The following is an 18,553-nucleotide window of genomic DNA, read 5'->3' on the forward strand; positions in this document are numbered from 1 at the left end:
CGGAGGTGATTCTGCTTCCCCAGAATCACCTCCGGCTCCCCCTTTAGTTTTGTTTGCTTGGCGTGAACTCGGGGTAGGCTTCTACACCGCAGTCGCTGACGTCGCTACCCTGATATTCTTCGTCGGCGTGAACCCGAATCCCGAAGGTGAGTTTCAGGATCAGCCAAACTATCAGGCTGGCGCCGAACACCCAGCCGAAGATCGCCCCGGCTCCGAGCAGTTGAGCGCTTAGGGTGGCGTCGGCGGAACTGAGTGGAACCAGCAGTAAGCCATACAGGCCAGCGACCCCGTGGACGCTAATCGCTCCAACCGGATCATCCAGACGCAGCCGGTCCAGCGCGAGGATAGAGAAGACCACCAGTATGCCGGCCCCGACCCCTATTAAGCAGGCAACCTGGGCACTCGGCTCGCTGGGCTCCGCGGTGATGGCAACCAGCCCGGCCAGGGCACCATTTAAGATCATGGTGAGGTCAGCTTTACGCCACAGAATTCGCATCACCAGAAACGCAGTAATAGCCCCACATGCCGCAGCTGCATTGGTGTTAACGAATATTTGAGCAACAATTTGTGCATTTTCGGTACCACTTAGCTGGAGTTGCGAGCCACCGTTAAAACCAAACCAGCCCATCCACAGGATCAGGGTGCCGAGTGCGGCGAGGGGCATGTTTGCGCCGGGAATGGCGTAGATCTGACCGTCTTTACCGTATTTTCCGCGGCGTGGACCGAGTAGTAGTACACCGGCCAGCGCGGCGGCTGCCCCCGCCATATGGACGATGCCTGAGCCAGCGAAGTCGCTGAAGCCGGCGCTTTTAAGAAAGCCGCCTCCCCAGCTCCAGCTGCCCTGCACCGGGTAAATAACAGCAGTCAGGACCACACAGAAAAGCAGGAAACTATTCAGTTTCATTCTCTCAGCGACAGCGCCTGACACAATCGACATGGCGGTGGCGACAAACACAACCTGAAAGAAAAAGTCGGCCGCTGGCGCATAGTCGGTGAGTTCTGGCTGGCCATACATCAGTTGATAGCCGAGCAGCAAATAGCAGGTGCAGGCAACGGCGTAGAGCATGATGTTCTTAACCAGAATTTCCGTGGTGTTCTTGCTTCGTACCAGGCCTGCTTCGAGCATTGAGAAGCCGGCGGCCATCCACATCACCAGTACTGCACTGATAAGCAGGTAAAAGGTGTCTAATGAGTAACTAAGTTGTTGCAAAGTCATGGTCGCCTCCTAAATGGCATCGTGGTTGGTTTCGTCAGTGCGGATGCGGACTGCATGTTCGAGTTTGAGGACGAATACTTTGCCGTCCCCGGTATTGCCGGTGTAGGCCGCATCTTTAATGGCGTGAACCACGTTGTCACACTGCTCGGCAGTGACGGCGATATCGAGGCGCATCTTGGGAATAAATTCAGCTCTGTATTTGGTACCGCGATAGAGCTCGTCGAGACCTTTCTGGCGGCCGAAGCCTTTTACTTCGCTCACTGTCATGCCATTGCAGCCGACGTCGCTGAGTGCGTCGCGCACATCAGCCAGCTTGGCAGGTTTTATAATTGCTATGATTAAACGCATGAAGTGCTTCCTTATGACGAATTAAAGTCAGGGAACCTATTTCAATTTGTAAGCCACTTGTTAAGTTGTTGATTTAAATAGGTAGGAATGATTTTCAGAAAGGTAAATGCGCAAAAATAGTGCATTTTTGCGCCGAAATGGTGCTATCGATGGTGCATCTGCTTAGATGTTTTCCTCTTGTATCTCGTCCAGCGTTCGTTCCATCCAGTCGAAGTCCGTCAGCTGGTTCCCTTCGCATTGCACGGTAACGCAGGCAGCGGCAACGCCGTACTTAAATGCCTGCTCTAAGGGGGCGCCCTGCACCAGCTGGTGAGTCAATGCGGACATAAAGCTGTCACCCGCGCCCACATGGCTGACGATAGGCACCTTAGGAGCACTGAAATGCAGGCTACGGCCGCTGTTGTCTACCAGTAGGGCGCCACCGCGGGTCAGCGTGACTATCAACACCTCGACCGCGCCCTGCGCGACCAGCGTTTGCATATCAGAGTGCAGTTGCTCGACTGAGCTGTGTTCATCGAAGCCCAGCGAGGCGAATTCGCGGCGATTGAGCTTGGCCAGGTAGGCACCATGGTAAAAGCTCTTGGTCAGCGCAGCGCCGGACGTATCCAGCAGTACTTTGCTGCCAGCACTGGCTGCAGCTTCGGTCACCTGAGCATAGAAGTCCTGTTGCACGTGATCCGGCAGGCTACCGCTAAGCACCAGAAAAGGCGGGTTGTATTTGAGCAATGTATCGTGACAGGCGCGCAGCTCTTTGTCGGTTAAATCGGGTCCGGGAAAAACGAAATGGTGCATCACCTTGCGACTAAGGTCGGTGATTGCCATGTTTTGGCGGGTCGCTCCACCGATTGGAATGGCTATAAAGGGTTGTTTATCTTCGTTTAGTAACCGTTGCAGCTGCTCGCCATGGAGTCCGCCGGACGGAAATACGGCTAATGTGGGCGACCCCATACGGCGAATATTACGTGCCACATTAATTCCGCCGCCACCCGGTTCAACCGCGGTTTGCTGGCAACGGGTTTTGCTGTCATCAAAAATTTGCCCGGTTTCGCCGAAAACATCCACGGCAGGGTTCATGGTAAAGGTAATAACGGGTGTGTGGCTCATCGATTATCCTTTCGCTTCGCTAAACAGTTGTAAATGACCAAGTGGTTTAATAATAGCCTGCCATTCGTCCTCCGTTAATGGCATTACCGATAGTCGTGGCCGGGTCAGTAAGACACAGGTTTGCAATGCGGATAGTTGCTTCAGCGTCGCCAGCGGGAGAACCTGCCCGGCTTTGCCCACCAGGCGCATATCCACGGCGCTCCATTTTGGTTTGTCAGTAGATGCTTTTGCATCGTAATAGTCTGAGCCAGGTTCAAACTGCAACGGATCGACATAGGGTTCAGTGACCACTTCAAGTACGCCAGCCACCCCGATTTGCTTGCAACTTGAGTGGTATAGAAGTACCTGATCACCTGGCTTCATGGCGCGCAGGAAATTGCGTGCCTGATAATTACGGATGCCATCCCAGCGGATAGGTTTATCGCCGGATGCGACGAAATCATCGATGCCGCATTCATCGGGTTCTGACTTTACTAACCAGTAATTCATGCTGAGCCCCCCTGTCTGGCACGCATGGACTCAAGGTCATGGCCGTTTAGGCCACGTTCGCTGTGCCAGAGTTTGTAAGCGAACCAGAGACCGGTGGCCGCTAATCCGGTGTAGAACCACATCCCGGGCGCGTACCCAGATGGATTCTCTGCGCCGGCTAAAAACCTGTCATTGAGTGCGCCCACGATCAATGGCACAACGGCCCACCCCAATTGCTGACACAGCGTCATCAGCGCAAACGCTGACCCCAGTCGTCGTTGGTCAACAATATAGGCCACCGATGGCCACATGACCGCGGGGATCAGTGAAAATACCGCCCCTAATAGAAAAATTACCGCAAACAGGGTCAGTGGCACATCAGCACTGCCAATAAATGGGATCCAGAGGAAGATGTCAGGGCCGGCGGGTAAGTAGGTCACCGCGAGAAATAACGGCAACATAACCAGGGAACCGACCGCCATAAAGAGCGCCCGGTGGCCAACCCGGTCGACCCAGAGGCCGAATAAGGGTGTCAGTATGATGGCCGCGACGGGCAACAAGCTGCTCAATAGTCCGGCGGTCTCACGGGTAATACCATGCGCTTGCTGGAAGTAGTCAATGGCAAAACTGCGGAACGGAAATACCGTGGCATAGAACACCACGCAAAGAGCCACGATGTACCAGTACGAAGCGCTGAATTTGTATAAGTTCTTAAGTTCAATTCGTTCGTCGGCCGCTTGCGGTTCGCCAACCTGGTAACGACTTTCGGCCCGGTGCTCGAGAACCCAATAGAGCAAGGCGGCGGTAACCGACAGACCGGCGATGGCAGTTGCCAGCCACAGCGGGTCCTGCCAGTTGATATACAGAGGGCTGGCAAACGACGTTGACCAGTCGGCGGAGGCCGAGCCAAGACGGGAAATGGACAGGTTTATGCCAAACGCGAAACTCAGTTCTTTGCCTTTAAACCATTTTGCCAGCACGGTCGTTGCCGCCACAATCAGTGGTTCAGCACCAATGCCGAGCAGAAACCGGCCCGCCAGAATAATTTCAAATCGTGATGAAACAACGGTCAGGACGGCCGCGCCTAAACAGATGCAGGCAAACAGGGTAATTGCCTTTTTAGTGCCGAAACGGTCAATAAAATAGCCCCCGGCTAAGAGCACTAATAGTGCCGCAATATTGTAGGCCGACGAGAGCATACCGATTTGACCGTAACTAAAACCAGGATCCTGGCGCAGCAGATCGACCACAGGCCATAGCGAGTCATAGACATAGTAATTGCCAAACATGGCAAGACTGACGCACAGCAGAATCGCCCAGCGATACAAGGGGCTGGGCGCGGGAAGTGAGTTTTGCATGGAAAAGCCCTGGTTCTTAGATCAAAGTGTAAAGTTTACCGCAAATGGCAGAGATAGCGGAATAACGTCGGTAATCCTGTCTATGCTTATATTGTTGAGTTTTTCACCGATCGACGGCGGATCACCACGGTTAACAAAGGAACATGCTATGCCAACAATATCATCGAATACCACCACAGCAGTATCCTGGGGCGCCATTTTTGCAGGTGCAGCGGCAGCTGCGGCGCTTTCCTTTATTCTTATGTTACTTGGCTTTGGTTTTGGCCTTATTAGTGTTTCACCCTGGTCAGGAGAAGGTGCCAGCGCCGCCACTATTGGTGTTGGCAGCATTGTCTGGTTGATCATTATTCAGCTGGCGGCTGCCGGTTTGGGCGGCTATCTGGCCGGGCGCTTGCGCGTAAAATGGCCGGACACCCATCAGGATGAGGTCTATTTTCGCGATACGGCGCATGGTCTGGTGACTTGGTCCGTGGCGACTATAGTGGCCGTCATTTTTATGGGTGGCTCCGCATCAGCGGTCATGTTTGGCGGTCTGAAGGCTGGTTCCGAAGCAATTGGAGCAGCGGCACCGTCCATTGAGAGCATGCGTGATGAACAAGGCTATTTCGCCCAGCGGTTGTTGCGTAACGAAAACGAACCCGATGCGGCTGCTGATGAATCACGGGTTGAGGAAGTAACCACTATTCTATGGCGCGCATTGCGTGAGGGCGAGATGGAAGATGCTGATCAAAGCTACCTTGCTGCGCTGATAAGTGAACAGAGCCGACTTAGTCAACGACAGGCTGAGCAGCGTGTTGAGGATTTGCTCGCGCAGGCACAGAGCGCCTATGAACAAGCTGTAGAGGCAGTCGATGAAGCGCGGGAGGCTGCAGCCTGGACCGCAATCTGGCTGTTTATCGCACTACTGGCAGGGGCGTTCTTTGCCGCATTCTGCGCCACCATGGGCGGACGCCAGCGCGATGAAGTGCTAACTGTAATTGACTAATGACGAGGAGAAACCAAGATGAAATTTTTGTTACTTTGGCTGTTAGGCGTACCTATACCTTTGATCATTCTACTGGCTTTAATTTTTTAATCATAAACCGGTGCCTTCGGGCGCCGGTTTTTTACCCTGATATTTTAACAAACCACTGCACAAGGATTGTTCAGCCCCACCTTATAGATTACTCTAGCAGCTCTTAACATGATAATAACGAATACAATAATATGCTGTCATGGACTAACCTGCGCTCCTGGAGTTATATAACCTGTCTCTACCTGTGGTCGCTTGGTCTGGCACAGGCGCTTGAGAGTGGGACAGACTCCGAGCTTGAGGCACAATTAGATGCCATTATAGAAGTCGGTTTTTACCCGCCAGATCGGGATGCTTTTAATGCCATTCTGGACAGCCTGGACCCGGCGCAGACCCCGTTAGACAGCTATGTGCGAGCCAAAGCGTATCAGGCTTTTCAAGCCGGGCTACGCGACGGTGATATGGACCAGGCATTCGCCATCCTGGCAGAATTAGAAACCATCACTGATCAGCGAGGCTCTGAGCACGCTCGCTTTGAAGTGCTGGCCAGTGAAAGTCACTTACTGCTTGAAGTGAATGACATGAGTGCTGCAATGACGCGTATTCCACAATTGCAGACTGAGGTAGAACGCGTGACAAACCCGCGTTTACGATTCTTTGGTTTTCATTTAATTGCACGGATCCTGAAGCAGAACTCACAGTACGATGAAGCCCTGCAGTATTTCGTGAAATCTTATGACGAAGTTGGTCGTGAAGACACGCCTCTTAACCGCCGCCGGCGTATTTTTATAAACCTCAATATGGCGCGTTTACATGCAGAATTGCGCAATGACGAGACGGCTCTGGAGATTGCTTCGGATGCCATTGCCTATGCCAAAGAAGTAGAGATTTATACGCGCCTGCCTGATCTGTACCTGGTACAGGGTTTTGTCCAGGGGCAGGAAGGGCCCAGCCAGCAAGCACTGGAGAGTTACACCCAGGCCACCGAGTGGGCAGAGCGACTGGATGATGATCGCGTCCGCTTAATTGGCCGTAACAACGCAGGTTCGATGTTGATCATGCTCGAGCGTTTTGATGAAGCCAAAGCGGTGCTGAATGAAGGGGTCGCCCTGAGCAAAACGCTCAACCGGGAAAGCGATGCTGAGGTGATGCGTTTTAATCTTGGCTACATTGAGGTCGCGGAAGGTCGTGCTGAGCAGGGGCTGGCCACTATGGAAACTGCGCTGGAGAATTTCCGCAGTAACGGGCGCCGTGCAGAGGTAGCGGACTGGCTGTCGTATCTTGCTGAAGCTTACGAGATGGCAGGAGCCTATCAGCGCCAGGCGCAGACTCTGATCGAACAGCGCCAATTGCGTGAAGAAATATTTCGAAGTGAACGGGACCGGGTTATTAGTGAGTTGCATTTGCGGTTTGAAACCGAACAGCAGAATCGACGCATTGAGATGCTGCGCCAACGCAGTGAGCTGCAACAGGGGCAGTTAGAAAATCAGCGGCTGCATCAGCGCATTGTGGTGTTAGGCGTTATCGTGGTGGTGCTGGCGGCGCTGACCTTGTGGCTGGCGTACCGGTCAACGCAGCGGGCTAATGCAAAACTGAATCAGGCCAACCGTGAATTGCAGGTGAAGTCGACCCGGGACCCGCTAACTGGCTTGTTTAACCGTCGTTCATTGCAGGAATTTATGGCGCAGCATAGCCGCCTGCCGGGTGAAAAAGACGCGCTTTTCTTGATCGATATCGATTTCTTTAAGCAAATCAACGACCGTCAGGGTCACGCCGCTGGTGACCTGGTGCTAACTGAGTTAGCATCGCGGCTGCGTAGCGTATGCCGTGATAGCGATCTGGTCGTGCGCTGGGGTGGTGAGGAATTTCTTATCTTCCTGCGTAACACCAGTGTTGAGGCGCTACCCGAGTTTTCCCGCCGTCTGCTTCAGGCTGTGGCTGGTAAACCGGTTCAACTGCAGGACCAGGAGACTGAGGTCACTGCCACAGCGGGCTTGATTACGTTGCCTCTGGCCGGTCATCAGGGAACTGAACTGGACTGGGAACATGCCTTGCAGATCGCGGACTTACTGCTCTACTATGGCAAGTCACATGGTCGTAATCAGGTGAATGGGGTCATTGGTATTACCACTCAGCAACACGCTGAGGTAGAAGCGGCGCTGTATTCGGATATCAGCAAAGCAATTGACAACGACTGGGTGGAATTAATTCAGGTTGTAGGAGCACAGCGAACCGGCTAGCTCAGCATACGGGTAACACGAACAGGGGGATATCTGTGAAGTCTTGGGTTAAAAACCTGCTTAGTTACCGGATGGCGTTTTCGCGCTGGTTATGGTTATACACCCTGTTGATGATTGCGCTGACAGGCCTCAGTTTGCTGCCGCTGATTGCCCGTGGCAGCGAGCATAATGAGCGCCTTATACTGCTGACCATTCTGATTATCGCTCTGGCGCTCTTCTTCACTCTGTCTACGGTACGTTACTTCCGCAGTTTTATGTCCCGCATCGGTGATTTCGCTCGTGCCCTTGCCCGGGGTGACTTTCAGACTCAGTTACCAACACGTCATGATCAGGGCGAAGTAGGTGCAATTTTTCGCGCCCTGCAGCAAATGCAGGATAAGCTGCAACGGTCGTTTAACGAACTGCGTAACGAGGAGCAGAGCAACGCCCTCTTGGTGCAGGCTATCAATCAAAGCTCAAACAGCGTGATGGTGACTGATGTCAGCGCGCGCATTCTCTACGTCAACGACGCCTTTGTCGATAATACCGGGTACCAGCGCGACGAGATCATCGGCCAGACACCCAGACTGATCCAGTCCGGCAAAACCGCACCGGAAGTGTATCAACAGATGCGCGCCCTGCTGCAGCAAGGCAAGAGCTGGCGCGGTGAGTTAATTAACCGGCGGCGTGATGAGTCAGAGTTTATCGAAACCGTTACTATTTCCCCGGTGCGTGACCAGGACGGCCATATATACCGCTACATGGCGGTAAAAGAAGATATTACTGAGATGCGCCGGGCGCAGGACAGTATCGAACGGCTGGCTTACTTTGATCCGCTTACCGATTTGCCGAACAGGCGCTACTTCCTCGACCAGTTAAACCGCCGTATTGCTCACGCGAAACGGCACCAGCAAAGCTTTGCGTTACTTTTCATCGACCTCAATCGTTTTAAGGAAATTAACGATGCCCAGGGCCATGTTGTTGGCGACCAGGTGCTGTTAGAAGTGGCGCGCCGCTTCGCCAGCGAAGTCAGGGAAGACGATATACTGGCGCGTCTTGGCGGCGATGAATTCGTGTTGCTGATAGCGGAGTCGGGTACTGATTTCATTCATTCCCTGGTGCGACGCTTACTTGGCACCTTGCGTTATGGTGTGCGTATTAAAGAAGGGCGTTTCGATATCAGCGCCAGCGTGGGCGTTTCGCTGTATCCCCGCCATGGCAGCAGTTCGACGGATTTATTGCGCCATGCGGATATTGCGATGTATCAGGCCAAGGCGACGACAGAAGCTGTGGTGCTCTACGAGCGGCACATGAGCGAGAGGATAGAACGCGAAGTTGTCATTGCTGGTCGCTTACAGGACGCGCTGACGACGGGCGAGGGACTGCAGTTGCATGCCCAGCCGCAGGTTGACCTCAGGTCAGGGCGGCTGACTGGGGCTGAAATACTGTTGCGCTGGCATGACGAACTGATCGGCAGTATTTCGCCCGGTGATTTCATTCCGGTTGCCGAGGAACGTGGGCTGATAGCCATCCTCGACCGTTTTGTCATTGAACAAAGCTTTAAGCAGCTTGCCTTATGGCGTGAGCAAGCACTTGCTCTGCCGGGGCCGCTGTCGGTCAATGTGTCGATGCCATTGTTCGAACAGGATGACTTCGTCGACTGGTTGCAGGCTTGCATGCGACGTCATCAGGTCGATGTCAGTGCACTGGAGCTGGAAATTACCGAATCCGGCTTGATGCACAACCCGGCGCAAGCATTGAGTGTGGCTGAACGGCTTCGTCAATGTGGCATTGCACTGGCGATTGATGACTTTGGTACGGGGTATTCTTCGCTTGCCTACCTGAAGCAGTTTGCGGCCAATAAGGTCAAAATCGACCAGAGTTTTATTCGCAATATCGACGGCGATGAGCGCAGCCAGACCATCGTTAAGGCAACTATTCACATGGTTCAGGAGCTTGGCATGAAAGTACTTGCTGAGGGCGTTGAACGTGAGCAGGAAGCCACGCTGTTATTAAGTTATGGCTGTGGTCTTGGACAGGGCTATCTGTACAGTAAACCGATGCCGCTGGATGAGTTCGCTACCCGCTGGCTCGAACACTAAAACCACAGCTGCCTCAGGTTCCACAGAAGGTATTTGTCACCCGCTGGGGAGCGGCTGGTGGCTGGTCAAACGGATCGAATTCAGGGGCTGTTGCAAACGGGTCCTGCAGCGCAGCATGCAATGCATTGAACGGACGCAGGTCACCGTCTGTATAAGCGGCTTCAATCACAGCCTGGATCTGATGATTGCGCGGAATACGCCTGACGTTGCAGGCGCGCATTGTCCGTTCTGCTTCGCTTAGAGGCTGTCCGCTGTGGCTAAGTCGCTGCTGCCAGTCGTCGCGCCAGCCACTGAAGTCAGTGCAGTCAGCATAAAGGGCAGCTGGCGTTGTCTGCTTGTTCAGCTCATCGGCAAGCTGATAAAAGCCCAGCGTGAAATCGACCTGACCTTGTTCAAAGCTCTGTAGCAAACGCTCAATTAAGGGTTTGTCTTCCGCCCGCACTGCATTGAGGCCAATTTTGGCCCCCATTCGCTCAAGCCAGGCAGCGCTGATGCGTTGCGGGATGGCATTGATCAGATCGGTTGCCAGTTGTACCGCGGTTTCTTTATGGTTATCAATTAACGGCAATAAACATTCCGCCAGGCGGGCCATATTCCAGTGCAGGATTGCAGGTTGTTGGTTATAGGCGTAGCGCCCTCGTTTATCGATAAAACTAAATACCTGATTGGCGCGGTATTCATCGATAAAGGCGCAGGGACCATAATCAATGGTTTCGCCACTGAGGCTGGTGTTATCAGTGTTCATAACACCATGAATAAAGCCGATGCTCATCCAGTGCGTGACCAGCTGTACCTGTTTCTCAATGACGGCATCGAGCAAGGCCAGATAGCGCTGACCGTCATCGTCAATTTGTTTAAGCTGAGGGTAGTGACGCTGTACGGTAAACTCAGACAGCCGCTCAAGCCCGTCGATATCCCCTTTCGCGAGAAGAAACTGAAAGCTACCAACGCGCAGATGTGAACTGGCAACCCGGGTTAAAATCGCGCCAGGCTCAGCGGTTTCGCGTTGCACTGACTCACCCGTTGCCACTGCTGCCAGCGCGCGCGTTGTTGGCACACCAATGCGAGCCATGTATTCACTAAGTAAGTACTCACGTAGCACCGGGCCGAGTGGTGAACGACCATCGCCGCCGCGTGAATAAGGTGTGGGACCGGAGCCTTTTAACTGAACATCAAAGCGCTGACCGGCTTCGTCACTAAACTCAGCGAGCAGCAATGCCCGGCCATCACCCAGCTGCGGCACAAAATGACCAAATTGATGACCTGCATATGCCTGGGCAACGGGCGTTGCCCAGTCGGGCAGCTGGTTACCGCTAAACAGGCTCAACCCTTCTGCGCTGAGCCAATAGGTTTCAGGTAAGGCAAGCGAGGTCGCGAGCGGTTGATTGAAGGCTATCCATTGCGCGTCAGCCACAGGGGTGGGCTGACAGGCCTGAAAGCTCGACTCAGGCAGTTGCAGGTAACTGTGGGTCGTCTTAAAGGCCATCGTCATCACTCTATTACTTTTTGGTATTCAAACGAATACGTGGCTTCGCCTTGATCGGCATTTTCTCAAGCTCTTCCGGCGTTTCCAGGCCACTGCGCAGACGGTGGGTATCCGGATCGTAGTTGTCGTACAGTTCGTCTTTCACGGTTTTGGCCCAGACCGGGACGCCAACAAAATAGCCTGCACGACCAATTGCATGCGCTGCAACAGGCGCTGTCATAAAGATAAAGAGCACAATAGCCAGTGCCTTAGCCAGCACCACCAGTGATAAGAAGTGCAATGCGACCGCGACCATCATCAGCATAATGCCCAATGCACCGGCTTTGGTTGAGGCGTGCATGCGCGTGTAGAGATCCGGCAGGCGCAGGATGCCAATGGCTGCGAGTAACACAAACAAGGCGCTGGACAGCATAAATATGGAAATGATTACATCAGTCATTGCGCGGACCTCCACGCTCCAGGAAACGGGCAAAGCCAATGGCTGCCAAGAATGACACTAAGGCCACTACAATCGAAACATCAATGAAGCTTGAGCTGTCATGAAATATAGCATACACACCTATTATCGAGACCAGAATAGAGGGGATCAGCTCTAGTGCGACCACCCGGTCCGGTAACGTTGGCCCGATTAACAGACGGATAAATGTAATTACCAGTGCCAGCATGAGAATGGCAAATGTAATAGTGGTAACAGTTTCCACAGAACCTCCCGGGATCTGAACTAACGCAGGATCTTAAGCACCCGGCGTTCTAAATTTTTGATACTTTTGCGCAGCTCTTCTTCGTCATCGAGGAACATGGCGTGAATGTAAAGCACCCGACGGTCATCGGACACATCAAGGCTTAGTGTACCCGGTGTGAGCGAGATGAAATTGGCGACCATGGTCACTTCAACTTCAGTTTTAGCGTCCAGCGGAAAGGCAATCACCCCGGGTTTCATGTACCAGACCGGGGTAATAATATCGAACGCTACGGTCAGATTCGCCTGGATAAGTTCCTTGATGAAAAAAATGGTGAAAAAGAACAGCTTTGGCAGTCGCTTGGTGTAGCCCCGAAGTACCGGAACCTGGCGCTGCATCACGCCCAGCACCAGATAACCAATTAAGAACCCAAACAGCAGGTTAACACCACCAATGTTCCCGGTCAGGATCACCCACATTAATGCCAGTAGCAGATTCCAGATAAATGCGATCATGGGCGACCTCCTAGAACAGCGTTAATGTACTGGGACGGGTCCATCAACTGACGCGCTGAGAACTCTGCCATGTCATAGATAGGCTGGCCGTTTAAACCAATCAGCAGGGTGCAGGCCGCGAGTGCCACCACAGGTGCATACATCAACATTAGCGACCCTGAGGTGCGGCCTCGCTCCAGTGATGCGCCATCGGTGCTGTCAGGCAGCTTTTTCCAGAACGCTTCTGCCCAGATTTTTATCATCGAGTACAGCGTCAGCAGGCCCACCAGTAAGGCGATGCCAGTGACCACCCAGGCCTCGGCTTCAATACCTGCGCGGATCACAATGAACTTGGCAAAGAACCCTGACAGTGGCGGGATACCAGCCAGTGACAGAGCGGGGATCAGGAACAACAGACTGAGCACAGGTCTTGATTTGTAGAGCCCGCCTAACTTTTTCAGGTCATAGGTGCCTAACAGGCGATGGGCAATACCACTAATCAGGAACAGGTTCGTCTTCACGATGATGTGGTGCATGATGTAGAAGACACCGCCGATCAGCGCAAGTGGGGTATACAGAGCCAGACCCAGTAACATATAGCCAATCTGACTGACAATATGGAACGACAGAATACGGCGGAATTCAAATTGAGCCGCAGCGCCCAGTACCCCGGTTAACATGGTTCCGGCGGCTATCCACAGCAGCAGCTCGTGGGTAAACTCAGGTGCGTTATTAAATATCAGAGTGAACACGCGGAATAAGGCGTACACACCGACTTTAGTCAGCAGGCCGGCAAACAGCGCTGACACCGCAACCGGACCGGTGTGGTAAGACGCAGGTAGCCAGAAAAAGAGCGGGAAGGCTGCCGCCTTGATACCGAAAGCGACCAGGAACATCGCCGCAATAACATCGACCAGCCCGGTGTTTTCTACTTCGCCGAGCTTCACCGCAATATCGGCCATATTCAGCGTGCCGACCACACCGTAGAGCAAGCCGACGGCGCTCAGGAAAATAGCGGATGAAAGCAGGTTAAGGGTAACGTATTTAACCGCCCCTTCCATTTGCGCGCGCTCGCCACCCAGCACCAGCAGGGCAAAGGAGGCAATCAGCATGACTTCGAACCAGACATACAGATTAAAAATGTCTCCGGTCAGAAACGAGCCCGCGACCCCGGCAAGCAACAAGTGCATCAGAGGGTAATAACCAAATTTTTCGTGGGTGGTAGAGGCAGAGGCCAGTGAATAAATGGCAATCGCCAGGGCCATCATGCCGGTGAGCAGGATCATGATCGCACTGAGCATGTCGGCGACCAGAGTAATGCCAAATGGTGCCATCCAGTTACCCATGTGCATCACCACATGGCCCTGGTCATAGACACTCGCAAGTAGCCAGATACTAACTGCCAGCAGCGCAGTGCTGCCCACCACAGAAAGGATACGCTGCATGATATTGCTACGCCAGAAAAGGACGCATAAAGCACCGGTCAGAAGCGGGATGACGATGGGTAAAGCAACTTCTAAACTCACGTATCGGTATCCTTCATTTGGTCAAGGTTGTCAGTGTGCAGAATGGCGTAGGCGCGGTGAATCAGTACAACGGCAAAAGCAAGCACACCGAAAGCGATCACAATCGCTGTCAGAATTAACGCCTGAGGTAAGGGGTCAGCCACAATGCCGTCGGGCAGCGAAGCACCCTCGGCAATTAGCGGTGGTGCACCTCTGGTTACCCCTGCGGAGGTAAAAATCAGCAGGTTTGCTGCGTTTGAAAGCAGCATTAAACCGATAACCAGCTTAACGATACTGCGACGCAACATCATATAAATGGCAGCGGCATAGAGCAGACCAACGGCAATAGCCAGTATGGGTTCCATTCTCTCTCCTTGGTTAATGCTCTTCTGTTTCAGTCAGCGCGATTAACATCAGCATGACTGAACCAAAGACAGTGAAGTAAACGCCAATGTCAAAAATCAGCGGAGTCGACATTTTCATGTAGGAGTCACCAGGTAACGGGATATTCCACCACTGCGCGGTCAGCAGCGGCTCGCCATTTAGCAGCGCAGGAAAAATTGAAACCATGCCAAGGCATAAGCCAATACCGATCAGGTTACGTGGATCAACCCGTAAAAGGTCCCGGGTGACGGTGGCACCGAAGGTAAATAAGTACAGCGCGAATGCGCCAGAAGCAACCAGGCCGGCAATAAAGCCGCCGCCCGGTTCGTCGTGTCCGCGGAGTAACAGAAATACCGATAAAATTAGCTGCAGTGGCACCAGGTAGCGGGCGGCCACATGCAGAATAAGCGTACCAGGTTTCATCATGACTTCGGCTCTCCCTTGGTTTCGCTATCACTACCCCGAGTTTCGTTGACCGAACGTTGCTCAGTGGCGTCCTCGTCCTCTTCTGGTTGCGCATCGACGATATTTTGTTCTTCCAGCATTCGTTGATGGATTTCCTGCCAGGAATGCACAATGTCTTTTTCTGGTATGCGTTTCGACGGCAAAATCAAAGTGCCGGCGTGATGGTTCGAGCCTGGCGCGGTAGACGGCTTGAATTTAATCATCGCGTAGACGCCCATCGCCGCCAGTGCGAGGACGAAGATTTCCCCTAAAGTATCCAGTGCACGGTAGTCGACCAGAATGACGTTCACGATGTTACGTCCGTGAGCAAGCGGCACACTGTTCTCTATCATGTAACCGGAAATTGGCTCGAACAACTGAACGTCAATGGTGACCATAATCAGACAGGTCATTAACGCGCCGGTGAGCAAGGCCACAAAAGCATCGCTGGCGCGGTCCATTGGCGATGAGATGTTGGAAAAGGATGGCAAGCGGAACAATACCAGCACCAATAAAATAACGGTCAGGGTTTCCACCAGGATCTGGGTGATACCCAGGTCCGGTGCACTGAACAGAATGAAAATCATGGCTACGAAGAAACCGAACGCGCCCATGTAGGCGACAGCCCCCATCCGAGAGCTGGTGAGGCAGGCACCCGCAGCAGCGGCCACTAACAACACCACAGCAGCTAGCTCATAAAAGGTAAAATCAACGCCGAAATTCCAGTGCAGCTGATAACGACTGAACAAGGTATAACCGGTCAGCAGCACTAACGTGAGGATAATAGTGCGCAGGTAGTTACGCATCGACCCGTTTTGCAACACGCGGGTCTGCCACTCAGCGGTAGCTACCAGGCCATCCATAAACTTGAAGTAGCCAGCTTCCGGGCCTCTGCGGATTACCGGGTCGAGCTTACGAAGCACGCTGTATACCGAGTCCCAGTTTTTAAATAACAGCAGCCCGAGGAGAACGCTGACAATAGAAATCATCAGCGCCATATTGATGCCGTGCCACAGGGACAAATAGCCTTCGACCTCATGCCCCGCGACCGAAAAGGTTGCTGGCAGAGTAAAATAGTCACCGGCCAGGCCAGGCAACAGGCCCGCGAGCACAGTCAGAATAACCAGCACAACGGGTCCTGCCAGCATACCGGAGGGGGCTTCGTGCACCTTGTCTTCGTCTTTACCCGCTTTAAAGGCGCCGAAGAAAGGTCGGATGGCAACCAGAGCTGCGACACAGACTATGAAAATAGAGGCCAGGATAACCATTCCCAGAATCACATAGCTGAACATGTTATCGAGTAACGATTCCAGCAGCAGTTCTTTGGCCACAAAGCCGAACAGAGGAGGAATGCCGGCCAGCGACAATGCTGCAACAAGGGTGCATACGGCAGTGACCGGAAGCTTTTTACGTAAGCCGCCTAACTCGCGTACATCGCGGCTGCCCGCTTCGTGGTCAATAATGCCGGCAAGCATAAACAGCGCGCCTTTGTAGAGCGAATGCGCTAGCAGATAGGCCGCAAAGCCTATCATCGCCAGTTCAGTGCCGATCCCGAGCAGGAGCGTCAGAGTACCCAGCGCCATCAGCGTCGAGTAGGCCAGCAGTTTTTTAAGGTCAGTGTTGCGCAGGGCCAGAAATGCCCCGGTTAACATGGTGAACGCGCCCACGCTGGTGAGTACCGTTATCCAGAGTTCAGTGCCACCCAGCTCTGGCTGTAAACGCGCTAATAGATAGATGCCCGCTTTAACCATGGTCGCTGAGTGTAAGTAAGCGCTAACAGGTGTCGGCGCTGCCATTGCATTTGGCAACCAGAAATGAAACGGGAACTGAGCTGATTTGGTGAATGCGCCGATTAACAGACACACCATCATGCCCACATACAGCGGGTGCTCGGTAAGCACCCGGGAGCTGTTGAATATATCCTGCAGCGAGTAACTGCCGCCCGCGCTGCCCAGCATAACCAGGCCGGCAAGCAATACCAGGCCACCGCCCGCAGTTACTATCAGGCCCTGCAAGGCGGCCTTACGCGCTTCAGCGCTTTGGTGGTTGAAGCCAATTAACATGTACGAGGTAATACTGGTGAGTTCCCAGAAGACAAACAGGGTAACCAGGTTATCCGCGAGCACCAGGCCCAGCATCGAGGCCATGAATGCGAGCAGTATCACCAGAAAACGATTGAGGTTTTCATGGCCTTTCAGGTAGGCCCCTGCGTAGAGCACGATAAAGGTACCGATACCGCAGATAAGTAAGGCAAACAGCAACGAGAGACCGTCGAGCATCATATCAAAGCTGATGCCCAGACCAGGAACCCATTGCATCTTATGGATGATCACTTCACCGCCTGCCACAGCCGGGATATGCATCGCAAACCAGATGGTCAGGGCGGCCGGAACTAATGCCAGCACGTTAGCCGACTGGCCGTGCAGCCTGTTGTACAGCCACGGCGTTAAGGCGGCGGCTAGGAAAATAACCAATACAGCTAATTGCATTGTGAATCCTGTTAAAGCTCAATTTCGAATGAAAACTAAAGGTTCAATCGCTTAATGTTATTAAGTTACCACAGAAAAAAATTCCGGGTAAAGGATATCTAACGATACTGCCCCCGGAAATAGCGCCCTAAAACGTGTATAATACGCCCCGGTTTTACATTTCTATGTGTTCAGAAGAAAGGTAGTTGTACGTATGGTTGGTTGGACGATTGCAGTTGTTGTAGTACTGGTAGCCTTATATTTCCTGTTGTTCGGGTCCAACGCAATTGCCGTGCTGGCAATCAGGGGCGACCAGTGTAAAGTGGTGAAAGGCTCCTTTAGCCCGGCCTTTCAGCGTGAGGCAGAACGTTTGCTAAAAGGGGCGAATGGCAAGGTCAAAGTCGAGCCGGAACACAATTATATGGTGCTTAAATTCGAAGGTGACTTTAGCGAGCAACAGCGTCAGGCCCTGACGAATATCTTCCCGCATGAGAATTATCGTTCTGCCTGCTCCGCATTTAAGAAATTTCGTTAACGCATCTTATCTCCGCCAGGTCGCAGTGACCTGAATGACGGGGACCATACGAGGTCCCCGTAGGAGCATTAAGGCGTCATATTTGCCCGGGCTGCATCAAGCTCTTGATTCGATTTTTCCATCAGAAACTCCTGATAAAGCTCAGTGTCATCAGTCATTTCTGCTTCTGCTAACAGCCGCTGAACGTTTTCTTCATAGCCTTTTTCATTTAGTCCGACCAGAACGTACACGCCGCCAGTTGGAGTCTGTACGGTATGATAAATACGGGTATAGGTCAGCTGCATCGAGGTAACGGTTCGCTGCACACGCTCAATATTTGCCGTGGACAGGTTACGCCCGTTAACGGTCTGTTCATCAACCAGCGACTGCAGACGGCTGTTGACGTGGGTGCTGAAGTTTGCGGCAATTTGCGCCCGCGCTTCTGCGGCGGCAGCATCAGTCATGACGCCCATGCCAGAGCCTAAGCGCGGTGAATAACCAACGCCCTGGATCCAGATACCTTCAACCGGTGCATAACAAACCCAGGCCGGAGCGCTGGTGCGAGGAGCATCGGGGAACATGCAGTTTTCGTAAGAAAGCTGACTATCAGGGGAGCTGCTACAACCGATCAGTAAGGCAACAGCTGGCAACGCGAGTAAGGTCTTTTTTAACATAATTATCTACCGCTCAAGTGACGAGTAAGTGGTTAGCTTAAGTTTTTTGTAAAGATCCGTCTAGCAGTTCAGTCGAT

Annotated in this window: 18 protein-coding genes; 4 read left to right on the top strand and 14 right to left on the bottom strand. The window is 53.0% G+C overall.

Going from position 1 to position 18,553, the window contains the following annotated elements; translation table 11 throughout:
- Nucleotides 1-43: 43 nt before the first annotated feature.
- From CWE12_RS09855 to CWE12_RS09870, 5 genes are all read right to left on the bottom strand, one after another.
- Nucleotides 44-1,216, bottom strand: a complete 1,173-nt coding sequence (locus CWE12_RS09855) for an ammonium transporter family protein (RefSeq protein ID WP_198675731.1) — start codon at nucleotides 1,214-1,216, stop codon at nucleotides 44-46.
- A gap of 9 nt (nucleotides 1,217-1,225) precedes the next feature.
- Nucleotides 1,226-1,564 carry a P-II family nitrogen regulator gene (locus tag CWE12_RS13620; protein WP_198675732.1) on the bottom strand — a complete coding sequence of 113 codons (339 nt, stop codon included), beginning with the start codon at nucleotides 1,562-1,564 and terminating at the stop codon, nucleotides 1,226-1,228.
- Nucleotides 1,565-1,726: 162 nt separating this feature from the next.
- Nucleotides 1,727-2,668 carry a 1-phosphofructokinase family hexose kinase gene (locus CWE12_RS09860; protein WP_126789545.1) on the bottom strand — a complete coding sequence of 314 codons (942 nt, stop codon included), beginning with the start codon at nucleotides 2,666-2,668 and terminating at the stop codon, nucleotides 1,727-1,729.
- Nucleotides 2,669-2,671: 3 nt separating this feature from the next.
- Complete coding sequence (locus CWE12_RS09865) at nucleotides 2,672-3,157, bottom strand: EVE domain-containing protein (protein WP_126789546.1); 486 nt, start codon at nucleotides 3,155-3,157, stop codon at nucleotides 2,672-2,674.
- Entirely contained in the window at nucleotides 3,154-4,494 is a 1,341-nt protein-coding gene (locus CWE12_RS09870; RefSeq protein WP_126789547.1) for an MFS transporter, read from the bottom strand. Before CWE12_RS09870 ends, CWE12_RS09865 begins: the two co-directional genes overlap by 4 nt.
- A gap of 148 nt (nucleotides 4,495-4,642) precedes the next feature.
- Between CWE12_RS09870 and CWE12_RS09875 the strand changes: the two genes are divergently transcribed.
- The 3 genes from CWE12_RS09875 (at nucleotide 4,643) to CWE12_RS09885 (ending at nucleotide 9,827) form a co-directional block, all read left to right on the top strand.
- Nucleotides 4,643-5,479, top strand: coding sequence for a hypothetical protein (locus tag CWE12_RS09875; protein ID WP_126789548.1), 837 nt, complete (start codon nucleotides 4,643-4,645; stop codon nucleotides 5,477-5,479).
- A gap of 221 nt (nucleotides 5,480-5,700) precedes the next feature.
- Complete coding sequence (locus CWE12_RS09880) at nucleotides 5,701-7,746, top strand: tetratricopeptide repeat-containing diguanylate cyclase (protein ID WP_126789549.1); 2,046 nt, start codon at nucleotides 5,701-5,703, stop codon at nucleotides 7,744-7,746.
- A gap of 35 nt (nucleotides 7,747-7,781) precedes the next feature.
- A complete protein-coding gene (locus CWE12_RS09885; protein ID WP_126789550.1) occupies nucleotides 7,782-9,827 on the top strand; it encodes a putative bifunctional diguanylate cyclase/phosphodiesterase in 2,046 nt (681 codons plus the stop codon).
- A 13-nt stretch (nucleotides 9,828-9,840) separates the two neighbouring features.
- On the opposite strand, the gene CWE12_RS09890 is transcribed toward CWE12_RS09885, so the two are convergent.
- From CWE12_RS09890 to CWE12_RS09925, 8 genes are read right to left on the bottom strand one after another with little or no spacing between them, the layout of a single operon-like run.
- On the bottom strand, nucleotides 9,841-11,313 hold the full coding sequence (locus CWE12_RS09890; RefSeq protein WP_241984185.1) for a protein adenylyltransferase SelO: 1,473 nt from the start codon (nucleotides 11,311-11,313) through the stop codon (nucleotides 9,841-9,843).
- 13 nt (nucleotides 11,314-11,326) lie between these two features.
- Nucleotides 11,327-11,752: a monovalent cation/H(+) antiporter subunit G gene (mnhG, locus tag CWE12_RS09895; RefSeq protein WP_126789552.1), complete on the bottom strand. Its 426-nt coding sequence runs from the start codon at nucleotides 11,750-11,752 to the stop codon at nucleotides 11,327-11,329.
- Nucleotides 11,745-12,014 (bottom strand): MrpF/PhaF family protein, encoded by a 270-nt coding sequence (locus tag CWE12_RS09900; protein ID WP_126789553.1) that lies wholly within the window; start codon nucleotides 12,012-12,014, stop codon nucleotides 11,745-11,747. Before CWE12_RS09900 ends, mnhG begins: the two co-directional genes overlap by 8 nt.
- A gap of 20 nt (nucleotides 12,015-12,034) precedes the next feature.
- Complete coding sequence (locus CWE12_RS09905) at nucleotides 12,035-12,508, bottom strand: Na+/H+ antiporter subunit E (protein ID WP_126789554.1); 474 nt, start codon at nucleotides 12,506-12,508, stop codon at nucleotides 12,035-12,037.
- Entirely contained in the window at nucleotides 12,505-14,013 is a 1,509-nt protein-coding gene (locus CWE12_RS09910) for a Na+/H+ antiporter subunit D (protein WP_126789555.1), read from the bottom strand. Before CWE12_RS09910 ends, CWE12_RS09905 begins: the two co-directional genes overlap by 4 nt.
- Nucleotides 14,010-14,357: a Na+/H+ antiporter subunit C gene (locus tag CWE12_RS09915; protein WP_126789556.1), complete on the bottom strand. Its 348-nt coding sequence runs from the start codon at nucleotides 14,355-14,357 to the stop codon at nucleotides 14,010-14,012. The genes CWE12_RS09910 and CWE12_RS09915 overlap by 4 nt, the downstream gene beginning before the upstream one ends.
- A 13-nt stretch (nucleotides 14,358-14,370) precedes the next feature.
- Complete coding sequence (locus CWE12_RS09920; RefSeq protein WP_126789557.1) at nucleotides 14,371-14,802, bottom strand: Na+/H+ antiporter subunit B; 432 nt, start codon at nucleotides 14,800-14,802, stop codon at nucleotides 14,371-14,373.
- Nucleotides 14,799-17,309, bottom strand: a complete 2,511-nt coding sequence (locus CWE12_RS09925) for a putative monovalent cation/H+ antiporter subunit A (protein WP_126789558.1) — start codon at nucleotides 17,307-17,309, stop codon at nucleotides 14,799-14,801. The genes CWE12_RS09920 and CWE12_RS09925 overlap by 4 nt, the downstream gene beginning before the upstream one ends.
- Nucleotides 17,310-17,502: 193 nt before the next feature.
- Here CWE12_RS09925 and CWE12_RS09930 point away from each other — a divergent pair, with 193 nt between their 5' ends.
- Nucleotides 17,503-17,823, top strand: coding sequence for a DUF3634 family protein (locus CWE12_RS09930; RefSeq protein ID WP_126789559.1), 321 nt, complete (start codon nucleotides 17,503-17,505; stop codon nucleotides 17,821-17,823).
- Nucleotides 17,824-17,891: 68 nt separating this feature from the next.
- Here CWE12_RS09930 and CWE12_RS09935 read toward each other — a convergent pair whose 3' ends face one another.
- Nucleotides 17,892-18,476 (bottom strand): LPP20 family lipoprotein, encoded by a 585-nt coding sequence (locus CWE12_RS09935; protein ID WP_126789560.1) that lies wholly within the window; start codon nucleotides 18,474-18,476, stop codon nucleotides 17,892-17,894.
- Between the last annotated feature and the right edge of the window lie 77 nt (nucleotides 18,477-18,553).

Origin of the sequence: Aliidiomarina sedimenti (assembly GCF_003986955.1) — a bacterium.
In the GTDB taxonomy this organism is placed as follows: Bacteria; Pseudomonadota; Gammaproteobacteria; order Enterobacterales; family Alteromonadaceae; genus Aliidiomarina; species Aliidiomarina sedimenti.